Source organism: Blautia sp. HCP3S3_B11, assembly GCF_052064435.1.
Taxonomy (GTDB): Bacteria; Bacillota; Clostridia; order Lachnospirales; family Lachnospiraceae; genus Blautia_A.
The window spans coordinates 47,116-65,829 of the sequence record NZ_JBQHVP010000001.1 but is presented as its reverse complement, the minus strand read 5'-3'; the positions used below and the strand labels follow the sequence as shown (position 1 = coordinate 65,829).

The 18,714-nt window shown below is 42.6% G+C and carries 18 protein-coding genes; 14 read left to right on the top strand and 4 right to left on the bottom strand.

The window, feature by feature from the left end; all coding sequences use genetic code 11:
- Positions 1-41: 41 nt before the first annotated feature.
- On the bottom strand, positions 42-1,787 hold the full coding sequence (locus tag ACTNC0_RS00315; protein WP_441085849.1) for an Rqc2 family fibronectin-binding protein: 1,746 nt from the start codon (positions 1,785-1,787) through the stop codon (positions 42-44).
- Positions 1,788-1,997: 210 nt separating this feature from the next.
- On the opposite strand from ACTNC0_RS00315, the gene ACTNC0_RS00310 reads away from it, so the two are divergent.
- The 7 genes from ACTNC0_RS00310 (at position 1,998) to ACTNC0_RS00280 (ending at position 7,554) form a co-directional block, all read left to right on the top strand.
- The gene (locus ACTNC0_RS00310) at positions 1,998-2,879 is read left to right on the top strand and encodes a YicC/YloC family endoribonuclease (protein ID WP_441085848.1); all 882 of its coding nucleotides are present in this window, start codon (positions 1,998-2,000) and stop codon (positions 2,877-2,879) included.
- Between the two features lie 12 nt (positions 2,880-2,891).
- A complete protein-coding gene (locus ACTNC0_RS00305; protein ID WP_117674773.1) occupies positions 2,892-3,164 on the top strand; it encodes a DUF370 domain-containing protein in 273 nt (90 codons plus the stop codon).
- Positions 3,157-3,780 (top strand): guanylate kinase, encoded by a 624-nt coding sequence (gene gmk / locus ACTNC0_RS00300; RefSeq protein WP_441085847.1) that lies wholly within the window; start codon positions 3,157-3,159, stop codon positions 3,778-3,780. Before ACTNC0_RS00305 ends, gmk begins: the two co-directional genes overlap by 8 nt.
- A 113-nt stretch (positions 3,781-3,893) precedes the next feature.
- Positions 3,894-4,238 (top strand): DNA-directed RNA polymerase subunit omega, encoded by a 345-nt coding sequence (gene rpoZ, locus ACTNC0_RS00295; RefSeq protein ID WP_441085846.1) that lies wholly within the window; start codon positions 3,894-3,896, stop codon positions 4,236-4,238.
- 157 nt (positions 4,239-4,395) lie between these two features.
- Positions 4,396-5,733 (top strand): 30S ribosomal protein S12 methylthiotransferase RimO, encoded by a 1,338-nt coding sequence (rimO, locus tag ACTNC0_RS00290; protein ID WP_441085845.1) that lies wholly within the window; start codon positions 4,396-4,398, stop codon positions 5,731-5,733.
- On the top strand, positions 5,717-6,256 hold the full coding sequence (pgsA, locus tag ACTNC0_RS00285; RefSeq protein WP_118590919.1) for a CDP-diacylglycerol--glycerol-3-phosphate 3-phosphatidyltransferase: 540 nt from the start codon (positions 5,717-5,719) through the stop codon (positions 6,254-6,256). The genes rimO and pgsA overlap by 17 nt, the downstream gene beginning before the upstream one ends.
- A 38-nt stretch (positions 6,257-6,294) precedes the next feature.
- Entirely contained in the window at positions 6,295-7,554 is a 1,260-nt protein-coding gene (locus ACTNC0_RS00280) for a competence/damage-inducible protein A (protein ID WP_441085844.1), read from the top strand.
- 156 nt (positions 7,555-7,710) lie between these two features.
- Here ACTNC0_RS00280 and ACTNC0_RS00275 read toward each other — a convergent pair whose 3' ends face one another.
- Positions 7,711-7,983: a hypothetical protein gene (locus ACTNC0_RS00275; protein WP_441085843.1), complete on the bottom strand. Its 273-nt coding sequence runs from the start codon at positions 7,981-7,983 to the stop codon at positions 7,711-7,713.
- A complete protein-coding gene (locus ACTNC0_RS00270; RefSeq protein WP_441085842.1) occupies positions 7,976-8,341 on the bottom strand; it encodes a hypothetical protein in 366 nt (121 codons plus the stop codon). The genes ACTNC0_RS00275 and ACTNC0_RS00270 overlap by 8 nt, the downstream gene beginning before the upstream one ends.
- 99 nt (positions 8,342-8,440) lie before the next feature.
- Here ACTNC0_RS00270 and ACTNC0_RS00265 point away from each other — a divergent pair, with 99 nt between their 5' ends.
- Positions 8,441-8,605, top strand: coding sequence for a hypothetical protein (locus ACTNC0_RS00265; RefSeq protein ID WP_441085841.1), 165 nt, complete (start codon positions 8,441-8,443; stop codon positions 8,603-8,605).
- Positions 8,606-8,702: 97 nt separating this feature from the next.
- On the opposite strand, the gene ACTNC0_RS00260 is transcribed toward ACTNC0_RS00265, so the two are convergent.
- Positions 8,703-8,984 carry a hypothetical protein gene (locus ACTNC0_RS00260; RefSeq protein ID WP_117674781.1) on the bottom strand — a complete coding sequence of 94 codons (282 nt, stop codon included), beginning with the start codon at positions 8,982-8,984 and terminating at the stop codon, positions 8,703-8,705.
- Positions 8,985-9,208: 224 nt separating this feature from the next.
- Here ACTNC0_RS00260 and ACTNC0_RS00255 point away from each other — a divergent pair, with 224 nt between their 5' ends.
- The 6 genes from ACTNC0_RS00255 (at position 9,209) to ACTNC0_RS00230 (ending at position 18,586) form a co-directional block, all read left to right on the top strand.
- On the top strand, positions 9,209-10,582 hold the full coding sequence (locus ACTNC0_RS00255; protein ID WP_441085840.1) for a cell wall hydrolase: 1,374 nt from the start codon (positions 9,209-9,211) through the stop codon (positions 10,580-10,582).
- 604 nt (positions 10,583-11,186) lie between these two features.
- Positions 11,187-12,416 carry a tyrosine--tRNA ligase gene (gene tyrS, locus ACTNC0_RS00250; protein WP_441085839.1) on the top strand — a complete coding sequence of 410 codons (1,230 nt, stop codon included), beginning with the start codon at positions 11,187-11,189 and terminating at the stop codon, positions 12,414-12,416.
- Between the two features lie 145 nt (positions 12,417-12,561).
- Positions 12,562-15,201 carry an alanine--tRNA ligase gene (gene alaS / locus ACTNC0_RS00245; RefSeq protein WP_441085838.1) on the top strand — a complete coding sequence of 880 codons (2,640 nt, stop codon included), beginning with the start codon at positions 12,562-12,564 and terminating at the stop codon, positions 15,199-15,201.
- A 137-nt stretch (positions 15,202-15,338) separates the two neighbouring features.
- A complete protein-coding gene (rpsU, locus tag ACTNC0_RS00240) occupies positions 15,339-15,515 on the top strand; it encodes a 30S ribosomal protein S21 (protein ID WP_004222305.1) in 177 nt (58 codons plus the stop codon).
- 253 nt (positions 15,516-15,768) lie between these two features.
- Complete coding sequence (gene cls / locus ACTNC0_RS00235; RefSeq protein ID WP_441086055.1) at positions 15,769-17,256, top strand: cardiolipin synthase; 1,488 nt, start codon at positions 15,769-15,771, stop codon at positions 17,254-17,256.
- Positions 17,257-17,371: 115 nt separating this feature from the next.
- Positions 17,372-18,586 carry a D-alanyl-D-alanine carboxypeptidase family protein gene (locus ACTNC0_RS00230; RefSeq protein ID WP_441085837.1) on the top strand — a complete coding sequence of 405 codons (1,215 nt, stop codon included), beginning with the start codon at positions 17,372-17,374 and terminating at the stop codon, positions 18,584-18,586.
- Positions 18,587-18,714 lie beyond the last annotated feature (128 nt).

The following is an 18,714-nucleotide window of genomic DNA, read 5'->3' as shown; positions in this document are numbered from 1 at the left end:
AAGAAATTCTCCTTAATTATTGTTATATAATGGCAGGGTGGTCAGACTTCCATGACTCCCTTTAATGACGGCTCAGCCATCAGCGAATAATTTGTATAATAAACCACAAATCCGGGCTTCGCCCCTGCAGGCTTTTTCACCTGCTTCTTCTGGATATAATCGATCTCCACCTTAGGGGCGGTACGTCCTTTGGAATAATAAGCAGCAAGCTGTCCCGCAATCTCAAAGATATGATCCGGCAGTTCTCCGTCCTTAGACTTCACGACCACATGCGAACCGGCCATCTTCTTGGCATGAAACCACCAGTCATTCCCTGTGGCAAACTTAAAGGTAAGTTCATCATTCTGGAAATTATTTTTTCCCACATAAATATCATAACCATCTTCAGTCACATAATGGAACGGTTTTGACTTACTCTGAGCCTTCTGTCCCTTCTTTCGGTCATAATGCTTCTTAATATAGCCATATTCCATCAATTCTTCCTTAATCTGTGCCAGATCACTCTCAGCCAGAGCAATATCCAAAGCATTAGAAACAGATTCCAGATGCTCAATCTCACTTCTCGTATCCGCAATCTGCTCCGTCAAAGCCTCCTCCGTACGCTTCAGCTTTCCATACTTATCAAAATACTTCTTAGAATTCTCCGCCGGAGTCATAGTAGGATCAAGAGGAATCGTAATCTCTTCATTCGTATAATAATTCAAAGCCTTAAACGACTTACATCCATCCTCAAGTCCATACCCATAAGTATTAATCAACTCCCCGTAAACCTTATACTTATCCTTCTTCGCGGTATCCTTCATCTGCTTCTCCTGTAAGGTAAGCTTCTTACGGTTACGCTCCAGAGCAGTCTGCACGATCCTTCTTAAATCCGAAGACTTCTGATGAATACGAGTCAGAGTATTCTTAGTCGCATAATAAGTCTCCAGCATCTCAGAAACACTGTCAAACTCTACAGAATGATACTCCGGACCGTACTGCTGGAAAGCAAACACCCCATACTCCACAGGCTCCTCCCCACGATAAATAATATTCGGAGAAAAATCCCCCTCCTTTACCTGATCCATCAACCTGCAGAATGTATGATACAAATGCACCTGTGCAGTCTCATCCAAAGCCTGTGCAGCCTCACTTCCATCCACAGAAGCCCGGAAACAAACCTCCTCCGCAACAACAGGACTGATTCCTGTAAGAGAAGAATAGATTGCCTTGGAAATATTGCAAGGTTTCCTGCACACAACCTCACGGAATAACTCCTCACTTACAGTCAGCGGATCCAGCTTATCCTGCGTCTGCGGAATAAAATACTCCCTCCCCGGAAGTACCTCCCTCACAGAACTCATATGTGAAGAAACATGCTTAATACTATCCAGGATCATATTCTTATCATCACAGAAAATAATATTACTATGCTTACCCATAAGCTCCATGATAAGCACCTTCTTACAAGGATCCCCCAGCTCATTCAGATGCTCCAGTTCAAACTCCACCACACGCTCCAGCCCCGGTTGCTTAATATCCGAAACCCTTGCACTTCCGATATGCTTCCTTAACAACATACAGAAATTCGGCGCGGTCATCGGACTCGGCTTATTCTTAGAAGTAAAATAAATCAGCGGAAGAGAAGCACTCGCAGAAAGCAACAGCCTGCACTGCCCATTCGCCCCCTTCCCCGTAATCAACAACTCATCCGCCTCCGGCTGGGCAATCTTATTAAACCTCCCCCCATCCAGATTCCCATGCAGCTCCTTCACCATAGCCGCAATCGTAATACCATCAAAAGCCATAAAAACACTCCTTAATCTATTAAAAGCCATAATAAAACCATTTATTTTCTTATGTGTTCCTGTCTGAAAGAGTATACCACATAAAACATATCTCTATCAACGAAAAAATATTTGACTCCATCTCTATAATGAACTATAATAAATCTGTATGTAAACAAGAACAAGATTACGTACCTCGACACTATTAAGACAGACAAAGAGAGAAAAACTATGATAAAAAGCATGACTGGTTTCGGCCGGGCAGAAGTCGTGACCAATGAAAGAAAAATAACCATCGAATTAAAATCTGTAAACCACAGGTATCTGGACCTCAGCATCAAAATGCCCAGAAAACTGAACTTCCTGGAAGGTGCCGTCAGAAACCTGATGAAAACCTACATCCAGAGAGGCAAAGTTGATGTATACATCACATATGAAGATTATACAGTGAACAACGGAGCCCTCAAATACAACAAAGAGCTCGCAACCGAATACATCACCTGTTTGAAACAGATGAAACAGGACTTTGACCTGGATTACGACGTCAAAGTCAGCAACCTGTCACGCTATCCGGAAGTACTTGTCATGGAAGAACAGTCTGTTGATGAGGATGCACTCTGGGGCTTTATCGAGCCGCCGCTTCGGGAAGCATGTGAGAAATTTGTCCAGACACGTGTATCAGAAGGCAAGAACCTCGAGAGAGATCTCATTGAGAAACTGGATGGACTTGAAGAGAAAGTCTTACGTGTAGAGGCCCGCTCCCCGGAAGTAGTAAATGCTTACAGAGCCAAACTGGAAGCAAAAGTATCTGAACTCCTCGAGGATACACAGATTGATGACAACAGAATCGCAGCAGAAGTGATCCTGTTCTCCGATAAGATCTGCAATGATGAAGAGACTGTACGTCTTCACAGCCATATCAAGAACATGAAGAAGATGCTGACTACAGAGAAGAACGGCATCGGACGCAAGCTTGACTTTATGGCACAGGAGATGAACAGAGAAGCGAATACGATCTTATCCAAATCAAGTGATTTGGAGATTTCTAATATTGCGATTGATCTTAAGACAGAGATCGAGAAAGTCAGAGAACAGATCCAGAACGTAGAATAGAGGTTACAGAGAGTGGCAAAACTTATAAATATTGGTTTTGGAAATGTAGTCAATTCACAGAAAATCGTGGCAGTGGTAAGCCCTGATGCGGCACCTGTAAAACGAATGGTGCAGAGTATAAAGGGAACCAGGTCACTGATTGACGCAACTCAGGGAAGAAAGACGAAGGCGGTGATCATCACAAGCGATGATTATCTGGTGCTCAGCGCATTGCAACCGGAGACGATCGCCCGGAGATTTGCGGAAATATATGATAATGAGGATAAGGGAGAGATCCATGAATAAAGGAATTTTAGTAGTGGTTTCAGGATTTTCCGGCGCAGGAAAAGGCACAGTAATGAAACGCCTTATGGAGAAATATAATGACTATGCATTATCTGTCTCCGCAACGACCAGAAAACCCCGTCCCGGTGAAGAAGACGGCAGAGAATATTTCTTCCGCACACGGGATGAATTTGAGAAGCTGATAGAAGAGGATGCGCTGCTTGAATATGCCCAGTACGTAGAGAACTATTACGGAACTCCACGCTCTTATGTTGAGGAACAGCTTCAGGCAGGCAGAAACGTGATCCTTGAAATCGAGATTCAGGGAGCAATGAAGATTAAGAAGAAAATACCGGAAGCACTTCTGGTATTTGTAACTCCGCCAACAGTGGAGGAACTGGAACGACGTCTTACGGGCAGAGGAACAGAGACTGCACAGGTGATCGCAGACAGACTTGCAAGAGCCGGTGAAGAGGCAAAGGGTATGGATCAGTATGATTATATCCTTGTCAACGATACCGTAGAGGAATGCGTAGACCATCTGCATCAGATCATCGTAAGCGAGCATTCCAGAGCGTTCAGAAATGCAGAGTTTATCGCTGATATCCAGGAACAGACAAAAGCGTTTCAGAAATAATAGATTAACCGGAAGCGTGTTGCTGAGAACGGAGTGAACAGTAACAATATCCGTATTATCAGAGAAGAGATAACCCCGCGGTATTTGCCGCTTAAATAGAAAGGAGAAAATACATGATACATCCGTCTTATACAGAATTAATTGAAGCAATCAATGCAAACAGTGAGGACGACGATACAACAATGTCCCTTAACAGCCGTTATTCCCTTGTACTTGCTGCAAGTAAACGTGCACGCCAGATCATCGCAGGATCTGAACCACTCGTAGAGGGTGCAGCAGGTAAGAAACCTCTTTCTGTTGCAATCGATGAACTTTACAAAGGAAAAGTAAAGATTCTTGCACCGGAAGAGAACGAAGAGGAAGAAACAGCAGCTCAGACAGAAGAGGTTCAGGCAGCAGTTGAAGCCCCGGAAGAAGCGCTGGCAGCAGAAGCAGATGAAGAAACAACAGAGGAATAAATATAACTGTAAGGATACAATAACAGTTATAAAAATTATAATCTGTAAAAAGGATTGGTTTGAAAAAAACTGATCAGGTAACACAATAGATGAGTCAAATGAATGTGTCTGAGAATTACAGTGATGGATTTTCAGGCACATTCTTATAGGAGAATTTATGAAATTATTATTCGTATCATTAGGCTGTGACAAGAACCTTGTAGATTCAGAGGAAATGCTGGGACTTCTTACCAGCAACGGGTTTGAGATCGTAGATGATGAAACAGAAGCAGAGGCGATTGTGGTTAATACCTGCTGCTTTATTAATGACGCAAAAGAAGAAAGTGTCAATACCATTCTTGAGATGGCAGAATACAAGAAAGCCGGAAGCTGTAAGGTTCTTATCGTAACTGGCTGTATGGCACAGCGCTATAAAAACGAGATTATTGAGGAAGTACCGGAAGTAGATGCAGTACTTGGAACTACTTCTTACGGAGATATCCTCAAAGCAATCAACGAAGCAATGGAAGGAAAGCATTTCGAGGAATTTAAAGATATCGATTATCTTCCTGAGAAGCTTGGAAAACGAGTGCTGACAACAGGCGGACATTTCGGATATCTTAAGATTGCAGAGGGCTGTGACAAACACTGTACTTACTGCATCATTCCGAAACTTCGTGGTAAATTCAGAAGTGTTCCGATGGAACGTCTGATAGAACAGGCGAAAGAGATGGCAGAAGAAGGCGTAAAAGAACTGATTCTTGTCGCACAGGAGACAACCGTATACGGAACCGATATTTACGGAAAAAAATCCCTGCATGTTCTTTTAAAAGAATTATGTAAGATCAAAGGAATCCGCTGGATCCGTGTGCTCTACTGCTATCCAGAAGAAATTTATGATGAACTGATCCAGACGATGAAAGAAGAAAAGAAAATCTGTCATTATCTGGACCTTCCGATTCAGCACGCTAGCGACCGTATCTTAAAGAGAATGGGAAGAAGAACCACACAGGCAGAACTGGTGGCAATCGTCAATAAACTTCGCCAGGAAATCCCGGATATTGTGCTTCGCACCACTCTGATTTCTGGTTTCCCTGGAGAGACACAGGAAGATCATGAAGAATTGATGGGATTTGTTGACGAGATGGAATTCGACAGACTGGGAGTATTTACTTACTCTCCGGAAGAAGATACACCGGCTGCGACAATGTCTGATCAGGTTCCGGAGGAAGTCAAGGAAGAGAGACGTGATGAGATTATGGAACTCCAGCAGGAGATTTCCTATGACAAAGGAACAGACCGTATTGGACAGGAACTTCTTGTGATGATCGAAGGAAAAGTAGCAGACGAGAGCGCATATATTGGAAGAACTTATGGAGATGCACCAAAGGTTGACGGTTATATTTTTGTGCAGACAGGAGAACTCCTGATGACAGGAGATTTCGCAAAGGTACGTGTGACCGGTGCACTGGAATATGATTTGATAGGAGAGTTGGCAGATGAATACACCGAATAAACTTACAGTAGCCAGAATGATCCTGGTTCCATTTCTTGTACTGTTTATGCTTACAGGCTGGGGCGGCGAGGCGAACCGCTATATATCCCTTGCTATTTTCGTTGTGGCTAGCGTTACAGACTGGTTTGATGGAAAGCTTGCCAGAAAATATAATCTGGTAACAAACTTTGGTAAATTTATGGATCCGCTTGCAGATAAACTGCTTGTCTGCTCTGCGATGATCTGCTTTATTGAACTGGACAAACTTCCGGCGTGGATCGTTATCATTATTATAGGAAGAGAATTTATCATCAGCGGATTCCGTCTGATCGCAGCTGAGAACGGCATCGTCATCGCGGCAAATTACTGGGGTAAATTCAAGACAGTATCTCAGATGATCATGATCATCTTATTGCTGATCGATCTGGGAGGCGCATTTGATATTTTGGAACAGATTTTCATCTGGCTTTCAGTAGCGCTCACCATTATTTCCCTGATCACATATATCTGGCAGAATAAGAATGTACTGTCTATGCAGGACTGATTTTGATTGGCCTGTCCTGACGGAAAGGAAGCATAATTATGGTTACAGAATTAATTGCTGTAGGTACAGAAATATTACTTGGAAATATCGTAAACACAAACAGCGCATATCTGTCAGAGAAATGTGCAGAACTTGGTCTGGCAGTTTATTACCAGTCTGTAGTTGGTGACAACCCGGACAGAATGAAAAGCGTGATCAAAACCGCTCTGGATCGCTCTGATGTGATTATCCTGACCGGAGGCCTTGGACCGACAGAAGATGACCTGACGAAAGAAATCACAGCTGAGGTAATGGGATTTCCGCTTGTGGAAGATCTTCATACCAAAGAACTCATGGAAGCATATCTGAAAGAATATGAGAAAAATCATCCACAGCGCCGCATTACAAAGAACAACTATAAACAGACCATGGTTCCGAAAGGTTCTATCGTTCTTGATAATCACAACGGAACAGCTCCTGGACTGATCATGGAGAAAAAAGGAAAAACTGCAATCCTGCTTCCTGGACCTCCGAATGAGATGGTTCCGATGTTTGAAGAATCCGTATATCCATATCTGCGAAAGAAACAGCCGGAGATTATTTATTCCCGTATGGTGAAAATCTGTGGCATCGGTGAAAGTCAGGTGGCAGAGGAAATCCAGGATCTGATCGAGAGGCAGACAAATCCTACGATTGCGCCTTATGCAAAGACGGGAGAGGTACATCTTCGAATTACTGCAAAAGCAGAAGATGAGAAAAAATGCAAAGAAATGATCAAGCCGATCGTCCATGAACTTAAGAAACGTTTTGGAAAGGATGTCTTTGCAACAAAAGAAGAGAAGACACTGGAAGAGGCAGTCGTAGACCTTCTCAAAGAGAAAAATATGACATTATCTCTTGCAGAATCCTGCACAGGCGGAGCCGTGGCAGCCCGTATCGTAAATGTACCAGGAGCTTCTGAAGCGTTGATGTGTGGCTTTGTGACCTACACAAATCGCGCAAAGAGAAAGTGTCTTGGGGTAAAAAAGAGCACATTAAAGAATGAAGGCGCTGTTTCTGCAAAATGTGCAAAAGAGATGGCCAAAGGCGGTGCAAAAGCAGCTGAAACTGATGTCTGCCTTTCTGTTACAGGTCTTGCCGGTCCTGGCGGCGGAACAGAAGAGACACCGGTAGGAACCGTATTTATGGGATGCTGCTGTGCCGGAAAAACTACTACAAGAGAATTCCATTTTACAGGCAACAGAAGCCGCATCAGAGGTCAGGCCGTTGCTCAGGCGTTGACATTCATCCGCGACAGTCTGCTGGAGTGCGGTGAATAAAAAAATCAACAAAAACCAGGCAGAACTGACATCTTGATTAAGATAAGATGGACTGTCTGGATGTTGTAAATTAAGAGTGTGAAAAGAGTACATTGAGGAAATAAAAAACACATGAATATTTCCTTGAATGTACTCTTTTTATAGTTGTACAGATAATCAATGTATCATTTTCATAAGATTGATCACCTTATCAAGCTTTTGTATTTCCTGCGGAGATTTTCCTATCTTAAGAACGTCTATGATTGCAGAAATTTCATCAGCATTAAAATTTAACCCGCCTTTTTTTCCCTGTGCCGCCGCGTTCATCAGGAAAGGCATCATGTCATTTACTCCTTTGGTACTTCCCTGTGCCGCGAGATTTTGCAGCATATCCAGTTTGGAACGGTCCATACCTGCAAGTCTTGGATTATTGCGCCAGTCGTCACTCATCTGACTCCTCCTTTTGATTATTATCCGGCTGATTCATAAGCTGAAGCATCTGAATCATTGCCATCATATTCACAATTTGATTTAATTTATCCCTGCTAGGCCCATAGCAGAAATTCCGGATCTCATTAATGGTATCCACAGGGCTCTGTGCCGGCATACTCATGGCACACAGATCACTGCCGGAACCTGTCTTGCCAAAAATAGAAACGGTATTGAGAAATTCAGCAGCTTTTTCATAGATAGAGAAAATCTGCTGGCCTTTTGGCGGGAGATAAGGAATGGCAGCTTTTATCATCTGTCCGCGGTCTGAACTGACCATCTGATCCAGCAGAGTCTGGGAAATATGCTCCTCATTCATAATATCTGCTTCCATTATATGATTTTATTAACAGAATATGTCGGGGAAAAGGATCCTGACATATAATAAACTATAGAAATCGGAAAATGGAGCAAAAAAATGAAATCAGAATCTGACGAAAAAAAAGAAAAGCTTGTTCTAGAAGGAAATGCCTTTTATGAGATAGATCTGGAATGTGTAAGAAAAAAGGAAAGACAGAAAAACAGACAGAGCAGCAGAAACAAAATATATTCAGATATAAAAAACAGACCGCGACATAAATAGCTGCAATTTGAAACTTGATCCCACCAGAAGAGAGGTACTTTCTAATACAGAAGAAAAAGGCAGAGGGAAATTTCCCTCTGCCGGCAGATAATGATTATCAGCAGCCGCAGCCACATCCATTGCCACACAGCAGAAGCAATACGATAATAATCCAGCAGCTGTCTCCGTTACCACATCCGTTGTTGCAGCCCCAGCCGTTATTTCCGCACAGGCATAAAAGAATGATGATCCAAAGAATATTGCAGCAGGAATTATTTCCGCAGGAAAGTCCCCAGCCGTTATTACATCCATTGTCACATCCGCAGCCATTGTTATTGTTACAGCCACATCCGCCTCTGTCTTCTCCGCAACCGCAATTTGTAGCAGCTAAATCACTCATGTTAACTCCTCCAGATTTTCTTTACACTCTTATCATATGTGAGGGGTGGAAATGTGTTACTGGGATGTAAATATTTGGTAAAGTTTCACAAGTTGACAATAATATGAGAATCATATATAATATATCACGTAACAAATCTGTAATGATTGAGAAAGAAATGCAACAATAACCCAATTAAAACGTAAAACAATGTGTAAAAAAGAAAGAGGAAACGAGGAATAAGAATGAAGAAACAAGGGAAACTATTGTTAAAGTATCTGCTCCTTTTGGTAATAACCGTTCTTGTACTGGGCTGTTTTAGTGTATCCGCGGCAACAAAGACAGGATTTGTGACTCAGAATGGTAAGACTTATTACATAAACAAAGATGGTTCCAAACAAAAAGGATGGCTGGAACTGAATGGTAAAAAATATTACTTTAATAAGACGACCGGCGTTCAGCTTAAAGGCTGGGCAAAAGATTCCAGTGGGAAAACAGTCAGATACTTCACCAGTGGTGCGGGATATATGGTAACAGGATTTATCACAGATGCCAAAGGAAACACCCGCCACTTTGATGAGAAAACAGGACTTATGACAAGAGGCTGGCTAACAGATTCTCAAAATTATAAGTATTATTTTTACAGTGGTTCCGGTGTCATGGCCAAGGGCTGGGTAGAGAATAAACAGGAGCAAAAACGTTATTTCAGCCAGTCAAATGGGCGTATGTGCACCGGATGGACAAAGAGCACAGCCGGAAATTACAGATATTTTAAACCTTCCAATGGAATCATGTATGTGGGCCTGGAGAAAGTAGATGACGATTATTATTATTTTTCCAAGTCAACAGGTGTTCGCTACCAGAAAGGTTTCGGAACGGTTGGAAGTAAGAAATATTATTTTGATCCATCAGACGGTAAAGCGAAGACTGGCTGGCTGACACTGGACGGAAAGAAATACTATTTTAACGACGCTGGTGTTATGCTGGCAGATACGATTACTGCTATTGATGGAACTACATACCGGTTTGATTCAAATGGTGTGGCGACAAAGACATCGTCCGATGACTATACGTTAGACGGCAATTACGTTAAAGTATACGACGCCAAGAATGGCAAATACTATTATATGGAAAAGCAGTTCATACAGCATCCGGGAATTGCAGATGGAACAGTATCAGATCTTGACCTGCTGGCAGCGGTATGCGACGCCGAAGCAGGTGATCAGGGTGTGATTGGAATGGAAGCAGTTGCCCTTTGCGTATTAAACTGTACGATTGACGAGTATAGGGAATTCCCCTCACAGATTCGTTACGTAGTATATCAGGGAAAACCAACTCAGTATGCGGTCGTTACAGACGGTGCACTGCTTAAGAGACTGAACGGTCAGTTTGAGGACAGAACAAATGCTTATGCAGCCGCAAAAGCAGCAATGGAAATGTTTAACGATTACGTAAATCGTGGCACGAAGAGATCACTCCCAGGATTTACAACAAAGGATTTCAATTACAAATTCTTTATGACTCCGGCAGCATTTAAGGCACAGAACCTCAATTTCAGCAAACTGGAGTATGAGCAGTATAAAGGACATGTGTTCTTTGTAGACTGGATTTCCGGCTGATATCTGGCGAATTAACGCTTTAAGTTGATAAAATAACGGCGAAATATACAGGAAATTCCTTGACAAATAAAATCTGTGTTTGTATACTTTCAAGTATCAAGTCAGAGGCAAAAGACCTTTTGGCTCTGACATCAATTATATAAGGATTTGAAAGAGAATTTATAATAACTCATAATATTTCTTTTGGAAATCCATATGATATGAAAAAGCACAGATGGGAAAGAGTAACGTAAGGGAAGCATACAGAGAGCAGCTGGCAGGTGAGAGGCGCATGGGGAACTTATGTGAATACCTCCCGGAGCTCTGCACTGAACACCGACACTACGCAGATAAGAAATGTTAATGTTCCTGGATTCATAACATTAAGCTGTTTGCGAAACAATATACTGGAAGGTAAGTAGGCTGTAGCGGAGTGGCATCCGTTAACATGCTTAAGTAACAGGGCACTGCTGATTATGTTAAATAACAGAAGTTGCAATTGGTTACTTATAGAGGCAGAGAATGCGAGTTTTCTGCGAATTTAGGTGGTAACGCGGGACCCGGTTCTCGTCCTAAACGGACAGGACCGGGTTTTATTATTGTAATTACGAGGAGGAAACAAACAATGACAGTTTGGGACGAACTGAAAGCCCGTGGTCTGATTGCCCAGGTAACAGACGAAGAAGAAATCAAAGAAATGGTAAATAACGGAAAAGCTACATTTTACATTGGCTTTGACCCGACCGCAGACAGCCTTCATGTCGGACATTTCATGGCACTTTGTCTGATGAAACGTCTGCAGATGGCTGGAAACAGACCAATCGCATTATTAGGCGGTGGCACAGGTATGATCGGAGACCCATCCGGAAGATCTGATATGCGTAAAATGATGACAGTAGAAACTATCCAGCACAATATCGACTGCTTCAAGAAACAGATGGAGCGTTTCATCGATTTCTCAGATGGTAAAGCATTAATGGTAAACAACGCTGACTGGCTGATGAACTTAAACTACGTAGAGGTACTTCGTGATGTTGGACCACATTTTTCTGTAAACCGTATGCTTTCTCATGAATGCTACAAACAGCGTATGGAACGTGGACTGACATTCCTTGAGTTTAACTACATGATCATGCAGAGCTACGATTTCTACATGCTGTATCAGAAATATGGCTGTACCATGCAGTTTGGTGGAGATGACCAGTGGGCAAATATGCTTGGCGGTACAGAGCTGATTCGTCGTAAACTTGGCAAAGATGCATACGCAATGACAATCACACTTCTTCTGAACTCTGAAGGTAAGAAGATGGGTAAAACTCAGTCAGGTGCTGTATGGCTTGATCCGAACAAAACTTCTCCGTTCGATTTCTACCAGTACTGGAGAAATGTGGATGATGCAGACGTTATCAAATGTATGCGTCTCCTCACATTCCTTCCATTAGAGCAGATCGATGAGATGGCAAAATGGGAAGGAAGCCAGTTAAACAAAGCAAAAGAAATCCTTGCATATGAACTGACAAATCTGGTTCATGGCGAAGAAGAAGCAAAGAAAGCACAGGAAGGTGCAAGAGCACTTTTCGCGGGCGGCGCTGACACTGCTCATATGCCGACTACAGAGCTTACAGATGAGGACTTCTCAGAAGAAGAAACGATCGATCTGATCTCCATGCTTGTAAAAACAGGACTGGTTTCGACACGTTCCGAAGGACGTCGCGCGATCGAGCAGGGTGGTGTTTCCATCGACGGTGAGAAGATTACAGATGTGAAATATGTAGTTGCCAAAGATGCACTTGCCGGAGATGGTATAGTGCTTAAGAAAGGCAAAAAGAAATTCAATAAGATTGTTGCAAAATAATACAGTTAATAAAATGCGTAGAATGATCTGGTAGCATTATATAGATAAGAATGAACGCCGGGCGGGATATGCATAGAGTATTATGATATATAAATCTCAGGATATGCAGGAATGTCTGCATATCCGATTTCAGGAGGAAAAGGTTATGAAGAAATACGGAGTAAACGAACTTCGTCAGATGTTCCTCGACTTTATGGAGAGTAAAGGACATCTGGTAATGAAAAGCTTTTCCCTGGTACCACAGGGAGATAAGAGTCTTCTGCTGATCAATGCAGGTATGGCTCCGCTGAAACCATATTTTACAGGTGCAGAGATTCCGCCGAGAACAAGAGTAAGTACCTGCCAGAAATGTATCCGTACAGGTGATATCGAGAACGTAGGTAAAACTGCACGTCACGGTACATTTTTCGAAATGCTTGGTAACTTCTCTTTTGGTGATTATTTCAAAACAGAAGCAATTCACTGGTCATGGGAATTCCTGACAGAAGTAGTTGGACTGGACGCAAACCGTCTTTATCCGTCTGTTTATCAGGATGATGATGAAGCATTCGATATCTGGAACAAAGAAATCGGAATCCCGGCTGACAGAATTTTCCGTTTCGGAAAAGAAGACAACTTCTGGGAGCACGGCGCAGGCCCATGCGGTCCATGTTCTGAAATCTACTATGATCGTGGAGAAAAATATGGCTGCGGTAAACCAGGCTGCACAGTAGGCTGCGACTGCGACCGTTATATGGAAGTATGGAACAATGTATTTACCCAGTTTGAGAACGATGGTAACGGAAACTATACAACCCTGAAACAGAAGAATATTGATACAGGTATGGGACTGGAACGTCTGGCAGTTGTTGTTCAGGATGTAGATTCTATCTTTGATATAGATACCATCTGCTCCCTGCGTAATCTTGTATGCAAGATTTCCGGCAAAGAATATGAAAAGAACTACAACGATGACGTATCCATCCGTCTGATCACAGATCATATCCGTTCAGCAACATTTATGATCTCCGATGGTATCATGCCTACAAACGAAGGCCGTGGATATGTACTTCGCCGTCTGATCCGTCGTGCAGCACGTCACGGACGTCTTCTTGGTATCGAAGGAACATTCCTTGCCAAATTAAGTGAAGAAGTAATCAACGGTTCAAAGGCAGGATATCCGGAACTGGAAGAGAAGAAAGAATTTATCTTCAAAGTTCTTACAAACGAAGAGAACCAGTTCAATAAGACTATCGACCAGGGGCTTCGTATCCTTGGCGAGATGGAAGATGCAATGACAGCAGCAGGAGAGAAGACTCTTTCCGGCGAAAATGCATTCAAATTGTATGATACTTACGGATTCCCGATGGACCTTACAAAAGAGATCCTCGAGGAAAAAGGATATGACATTGACGAAGATGGCTTCCAGAAATGCATGGAAGAGCAGAGAAACAAAGCTCGTTCCGCACGTGAAGTAACTAACTATATGGGTGCTGACGCAACTGTATATGATGATATCGATGTTAACGTTACAACAGAATTTGTAGGATATGACTATCTTACATTTGATTCCAAAGTAACGGTTCTTACAACAGAGACTGAGATCGTAAACTCTCTGATGGAAGGCCAGAAGGGAACAATCTTCGTAGAGCAGACTCCATTCTATGCAACAATGGGTGGTCAGGTCGGAGATACCGGTGTGATCGAGACTGCAAACGGTAAATTCGTAGTAGAGGATACCATCAAACTCCGTGGCGGCAAATTCGGTCATGTAGGACATATGGAATCTGGTATGATCTCCACAGGAGAAACTGTTTCTCTGAAAGTAAACGAAGCTGCAAGAAGAGACACTGAGAAGAACCACAGTGCAACACATCTTCTTCAGAAAGCATTAAAGACTGTACTTGGAAGCCATGTAGAACAGAAAGGTTCTCTGGTAACACCAGACAGACTCCGTTTCGACTTTGCTCACTTCCAGGCTATGACAGCAGAAGAAATCGCACAGACTGAGGCGCTGGTAAACAAAGAAATCCAGGCTGGTCTTGCAGTTCATACAGATGTCATGGATATCGAAGAAGCAAAGAAATCCGGAGCAATGGCTCTGTTTGGTGAGAAATACGACCAGAAAGTACGTGTCGTATCCATGGGTGATTTCTCCAAAGAACTCTGCGGTGGTACTCACGTAGCAAACACAAGCTCCATCATGCTATTCAAGATCGTTTCTGAATCTGGTATCGCAGCAGGCGTTCGCCGTATCGAAGCTCTTACAGGAAACGGAGTTCTGGAATATTATAAGAAACAGGAAGAACTGCTTTATGCAGCTGCAAAAGCTCTGAAGGCAAATCCTTCTGAGATCGTAGAGAAGATTGGACATCTTCAGGGAGAAGTAAAAGCACTTTCCAGTGAAAACGAATCCTTAAAGAGCAAACTGGCTCAGGGTGCTCTGGGAGATGTTATGGATAAAGTAGTAGAAGTCAAAGGCGTAAAACTTCTGGCTGCAAAAGTAGACGGAGTTGACATGAATGGACTTCGTGACCTCGGAGACCAGCTGAAAGACAAACTCGGTGAAGGTGTTGTCCTTCTGGCAGCAGTAAACGGTGAGAAAGTAAACCTTCTTGCTATGGCAACAGACGCTGCACAGAAAGCAGGTGCTCACGCAGGTAACCTGATCAAAGCGGTAGCTGCTATCGTAGGTGGCGGTGGCGGCGGTCGTCCAAACATGGCACAGGCCGGCGGAAAGAACCCGGTCAAGGCACAGGAAGCTGTAGATGCAGCAGCAGGAATCCTGGAAGGACAGCTGAAATAAAATTTCTGCAAAAATTAACCAAAAAGATGTTGACGAACCCACTGACAATGATATATAATATCACTTGTGCAAGAAAAATACCCAGACAGTTGTATTTTAGCACAATCTACAACTGGAGGGAGGTTAGGTGTGAGTCTATGTCAAACGTAATCGTAAAAGAGAACGAGACTTTAGATAGCGCTCTTCGCAGATTCAAAAGAAGCTGCGCAAAAGCAGGAATTCAGCAGGAAATCCGCAAAAGAGAGCATTACGAGAAACCAAGCGTTCGTCGTAAAAAGAAATCTGAAGCCGCAAGAAAACGTAAATATAATTAATTGTGCGCAAAAATCCCTGGCAGTTTGTCAGGGATTTTTATCATAATAAGGAAAAATAATAGGGAAAGATAAAATAATTTCTATTTATTCTAGAAAGTGTAAAAAAGGAAATTATTAACGATATCAGGGGAAGGAAGTAATCTTGAAGGCAGAGAACAACAAAAAACTGAAAGAAAAGAAAAACTGGATCCTGTTACTGCTAAAGAAACTGGCAAAGATTCTCTTTAACAGAATTTTTTATGTGGCAGTGGCAATGCTTGTACAGCTTGGCTGGATCTTTCTGATGGTATTGCGGCTGGCAGCTTTTTCCAGATACGTGGACATCGTACTTAAACTGGTCGGTGTCGTGCTTGTACTTTGGATTTTAAACAAAGAAATTAATCCGTCATATAAGCTGGCGTGGACGATGCTCATCCTCACCCTGCCGATTCTTGGAGTGGTACTGTATTTTGTGTTTGGACGTTCCAGAATTGCGACGATCATGCAGCAGCATTTTGAACAGCGGATTGAAGAGAGCAGGGAATATCTGCGGGACCGGCCGGAGACAAGGCAGAAGCTGGAAGAACTGGATCCGTCAGCAGCGATCCAGTCCCGATATATTTCGGATGTTTCCAGATTTCCGGTTCATGAGAATACGACCGCGAAATATTTCCAGGTAGGAGATGATATGTTTCCTGTGCTTGTACAGGAACTGAAACAGGCAAAGAAATATATTTTTATTGAATATTTTATCATCAATGATGGTGTGATGTGGCGGACGATCCGCCATATCCTTGAGGAAAAGGCAGCAGAGGGTGTGGATGTGCGCCTGATTTACGATGGATTTGGCTGTCTTACGACGTTGCCGCACAAATACTATGAAGAACTTCGTGCAAAGGGAATTAAGTGTCAGGTATTTAATCCGTTCCGGCCATTATTGAATATCATTCAGAATAACCGCGATCACAGAAAGCTTTGCATTATAGATGGCTGGGTAGGTTTTACCGGCGGAATCAATCTGGCAGATGAATATATCAACCAGAAAGAACGCTTCGGACACTGGAAAGATACGGCAGTTATGCTAAAAGGTGAAGCAGTCTGGAATATGACCGCCATGTTTCTTCATATGTGGGCGGTAGTCGGACGATCAGATGAGAGCATCGACTATGAAGCATATTTTCCACATAAATATCACGAAGAAGAATTTGAAAGTGACGGATTTGTCCAGCCATTCTGCGATACACCTCTTGATGAAGAAATCGTTGGTGAAAACGTATATCTGAATATCATAAACAAAGCCAAACGATACGTATATATCTGTACCCCGTATCTGATCATAGATAATGAAATGATGACGGCACTTTGCCTGGCAGCAAAAAGCGGAGTTGATGTGCGGATTATGACACCGGGAATTCCGGATAAGAAGCTGGTATTTCTTCTGACACAGTCTTATTACAGACAGTTGTTAGAAGCAGGAGTAAAAATCTATGAATATCAGCCGGGATTTCTCCACGCGAAATCGTTTGTATGTGATGATGAGATTGGCGTGGTGGGAACGATCAATCTGGATTATCGAAGTCTGTATCTTCATTTTGAAGATGGCGTATGGATTTATAAGAATAAAGTTGTGCAGGATATTAAAGATGACTTTACACAGACAATGGAGTACTGCAATCCTGTAGAACTGGAATTTTGTCTGAACAGAAATATCGGGGTGTGCATAATGCAGAATATTTTCCGCGCGTTTGCACCAATGTTGTAAAAAGTTTAAGAGCTGTTGCTTTGGCGAATAAAATTTGCAAGGCAACAGCTCTTTTGGCATATTTTTATAAAACGGTCTTTATAATAAAATAGAATAAATATGCCGGAGAGAAATTATGGCAAAAAAGTGGATTTCAGTGATATGTGTATGGATTATTTCTTTTACGATACTTCTGACGCCATTGACTGCCAGAGGGCAGAATGAATCGGCAAATGAATCCACACAGGAGAACAGTGGACAGCAGACGGAATCGGCCGATTTGATCCAGGCGTCATCCGGAGTATTGATGGAGGCACAGACCGGAACTGTTATTTATCAGAAGGATTCGGATACAAGAAGAAGCCCTGCCAGTATTACCAAGATCATGACACTGATTCTGATCTTTGATGCGCTGGAAAAGGGAAATCTGAAATTGGATGATATTGTCACTACCAGTGCCTATGCGAAATCCATGGGTGGTTCTCAGGTATTTCTTGAAGAAGGCGAAACCCAGACAGTAGAAACGCTGATTAAATGTATCGTAATCGCTTCCGGAAATGATGCCAGTGTAGCGATGGCAGAACATATCTGCGGGAGTGAGCAGGAATTTGTCCGCCACATGAATGAAAGAGCAGCAGAACTTGGAATGGAAAATACACATTTTGAAGATTGCTGTGGTCTGACGGATTCTTCAAATCATTATACAACAGCCAGAGATATTGCGATTATGAGCAGAGAGCTGATTACGAAGTATCCAAAGATTCTGGAGTATTCTTCCATATGGATGGAGAATATCACACATGTGACGAAACAGGGAACAAAAGAATTTGGACTGACAAATACGAATAAGCTGCTTCGCAGTTATGACGGGTGTGTGGGTTTAAAGACAGGAAGCACCAGTCTGGCGAAATATTGTCTCAGCGCAGTGGCAAAAAGAAATAAGATTACTCTGATCGCGGTGGTGATGGCAGCACCGGATTATAAGGTGCGTTTTAAGGACGCGGCATCCATGCTGAATTATGGCTTCTCCAGATGTAGTCTTTACACAGATGAAAAAATGCAGCCTTTACCGGAAGTTCCGGTGAAAAAAGGAAAAGAAAAGAGTGTTCCGTTAGCTTATGAAAAGCAGTTTCAATATCTGAACACAGACGGGGAAACTATTGGAAAAGTAGAAAAGAAACTGAGGATTCACAGAGAGGTAAAGGCACCGTTAAAGAAAGGAAGCCAGGCAGGAGAGATGATCTATTTTGCTGATGGAAAAGAACTGGGCCGGGTACGGATTCTTTATGCCCGGACAATAGGTCAGGCAACCTATTTGGATTGTGTGAAAGAACTTCTGAAGAAATTGTAATTTTTTATGAGCAATAAACTGCTTTTTTACATTGAAACCTTACTTTATCTGCCAATATATGATAAACTGTCTTAGAGAGTATTTGAAAAAATCATTTCTGTAGAAAGTCTTTTTCAAACACACTCTGG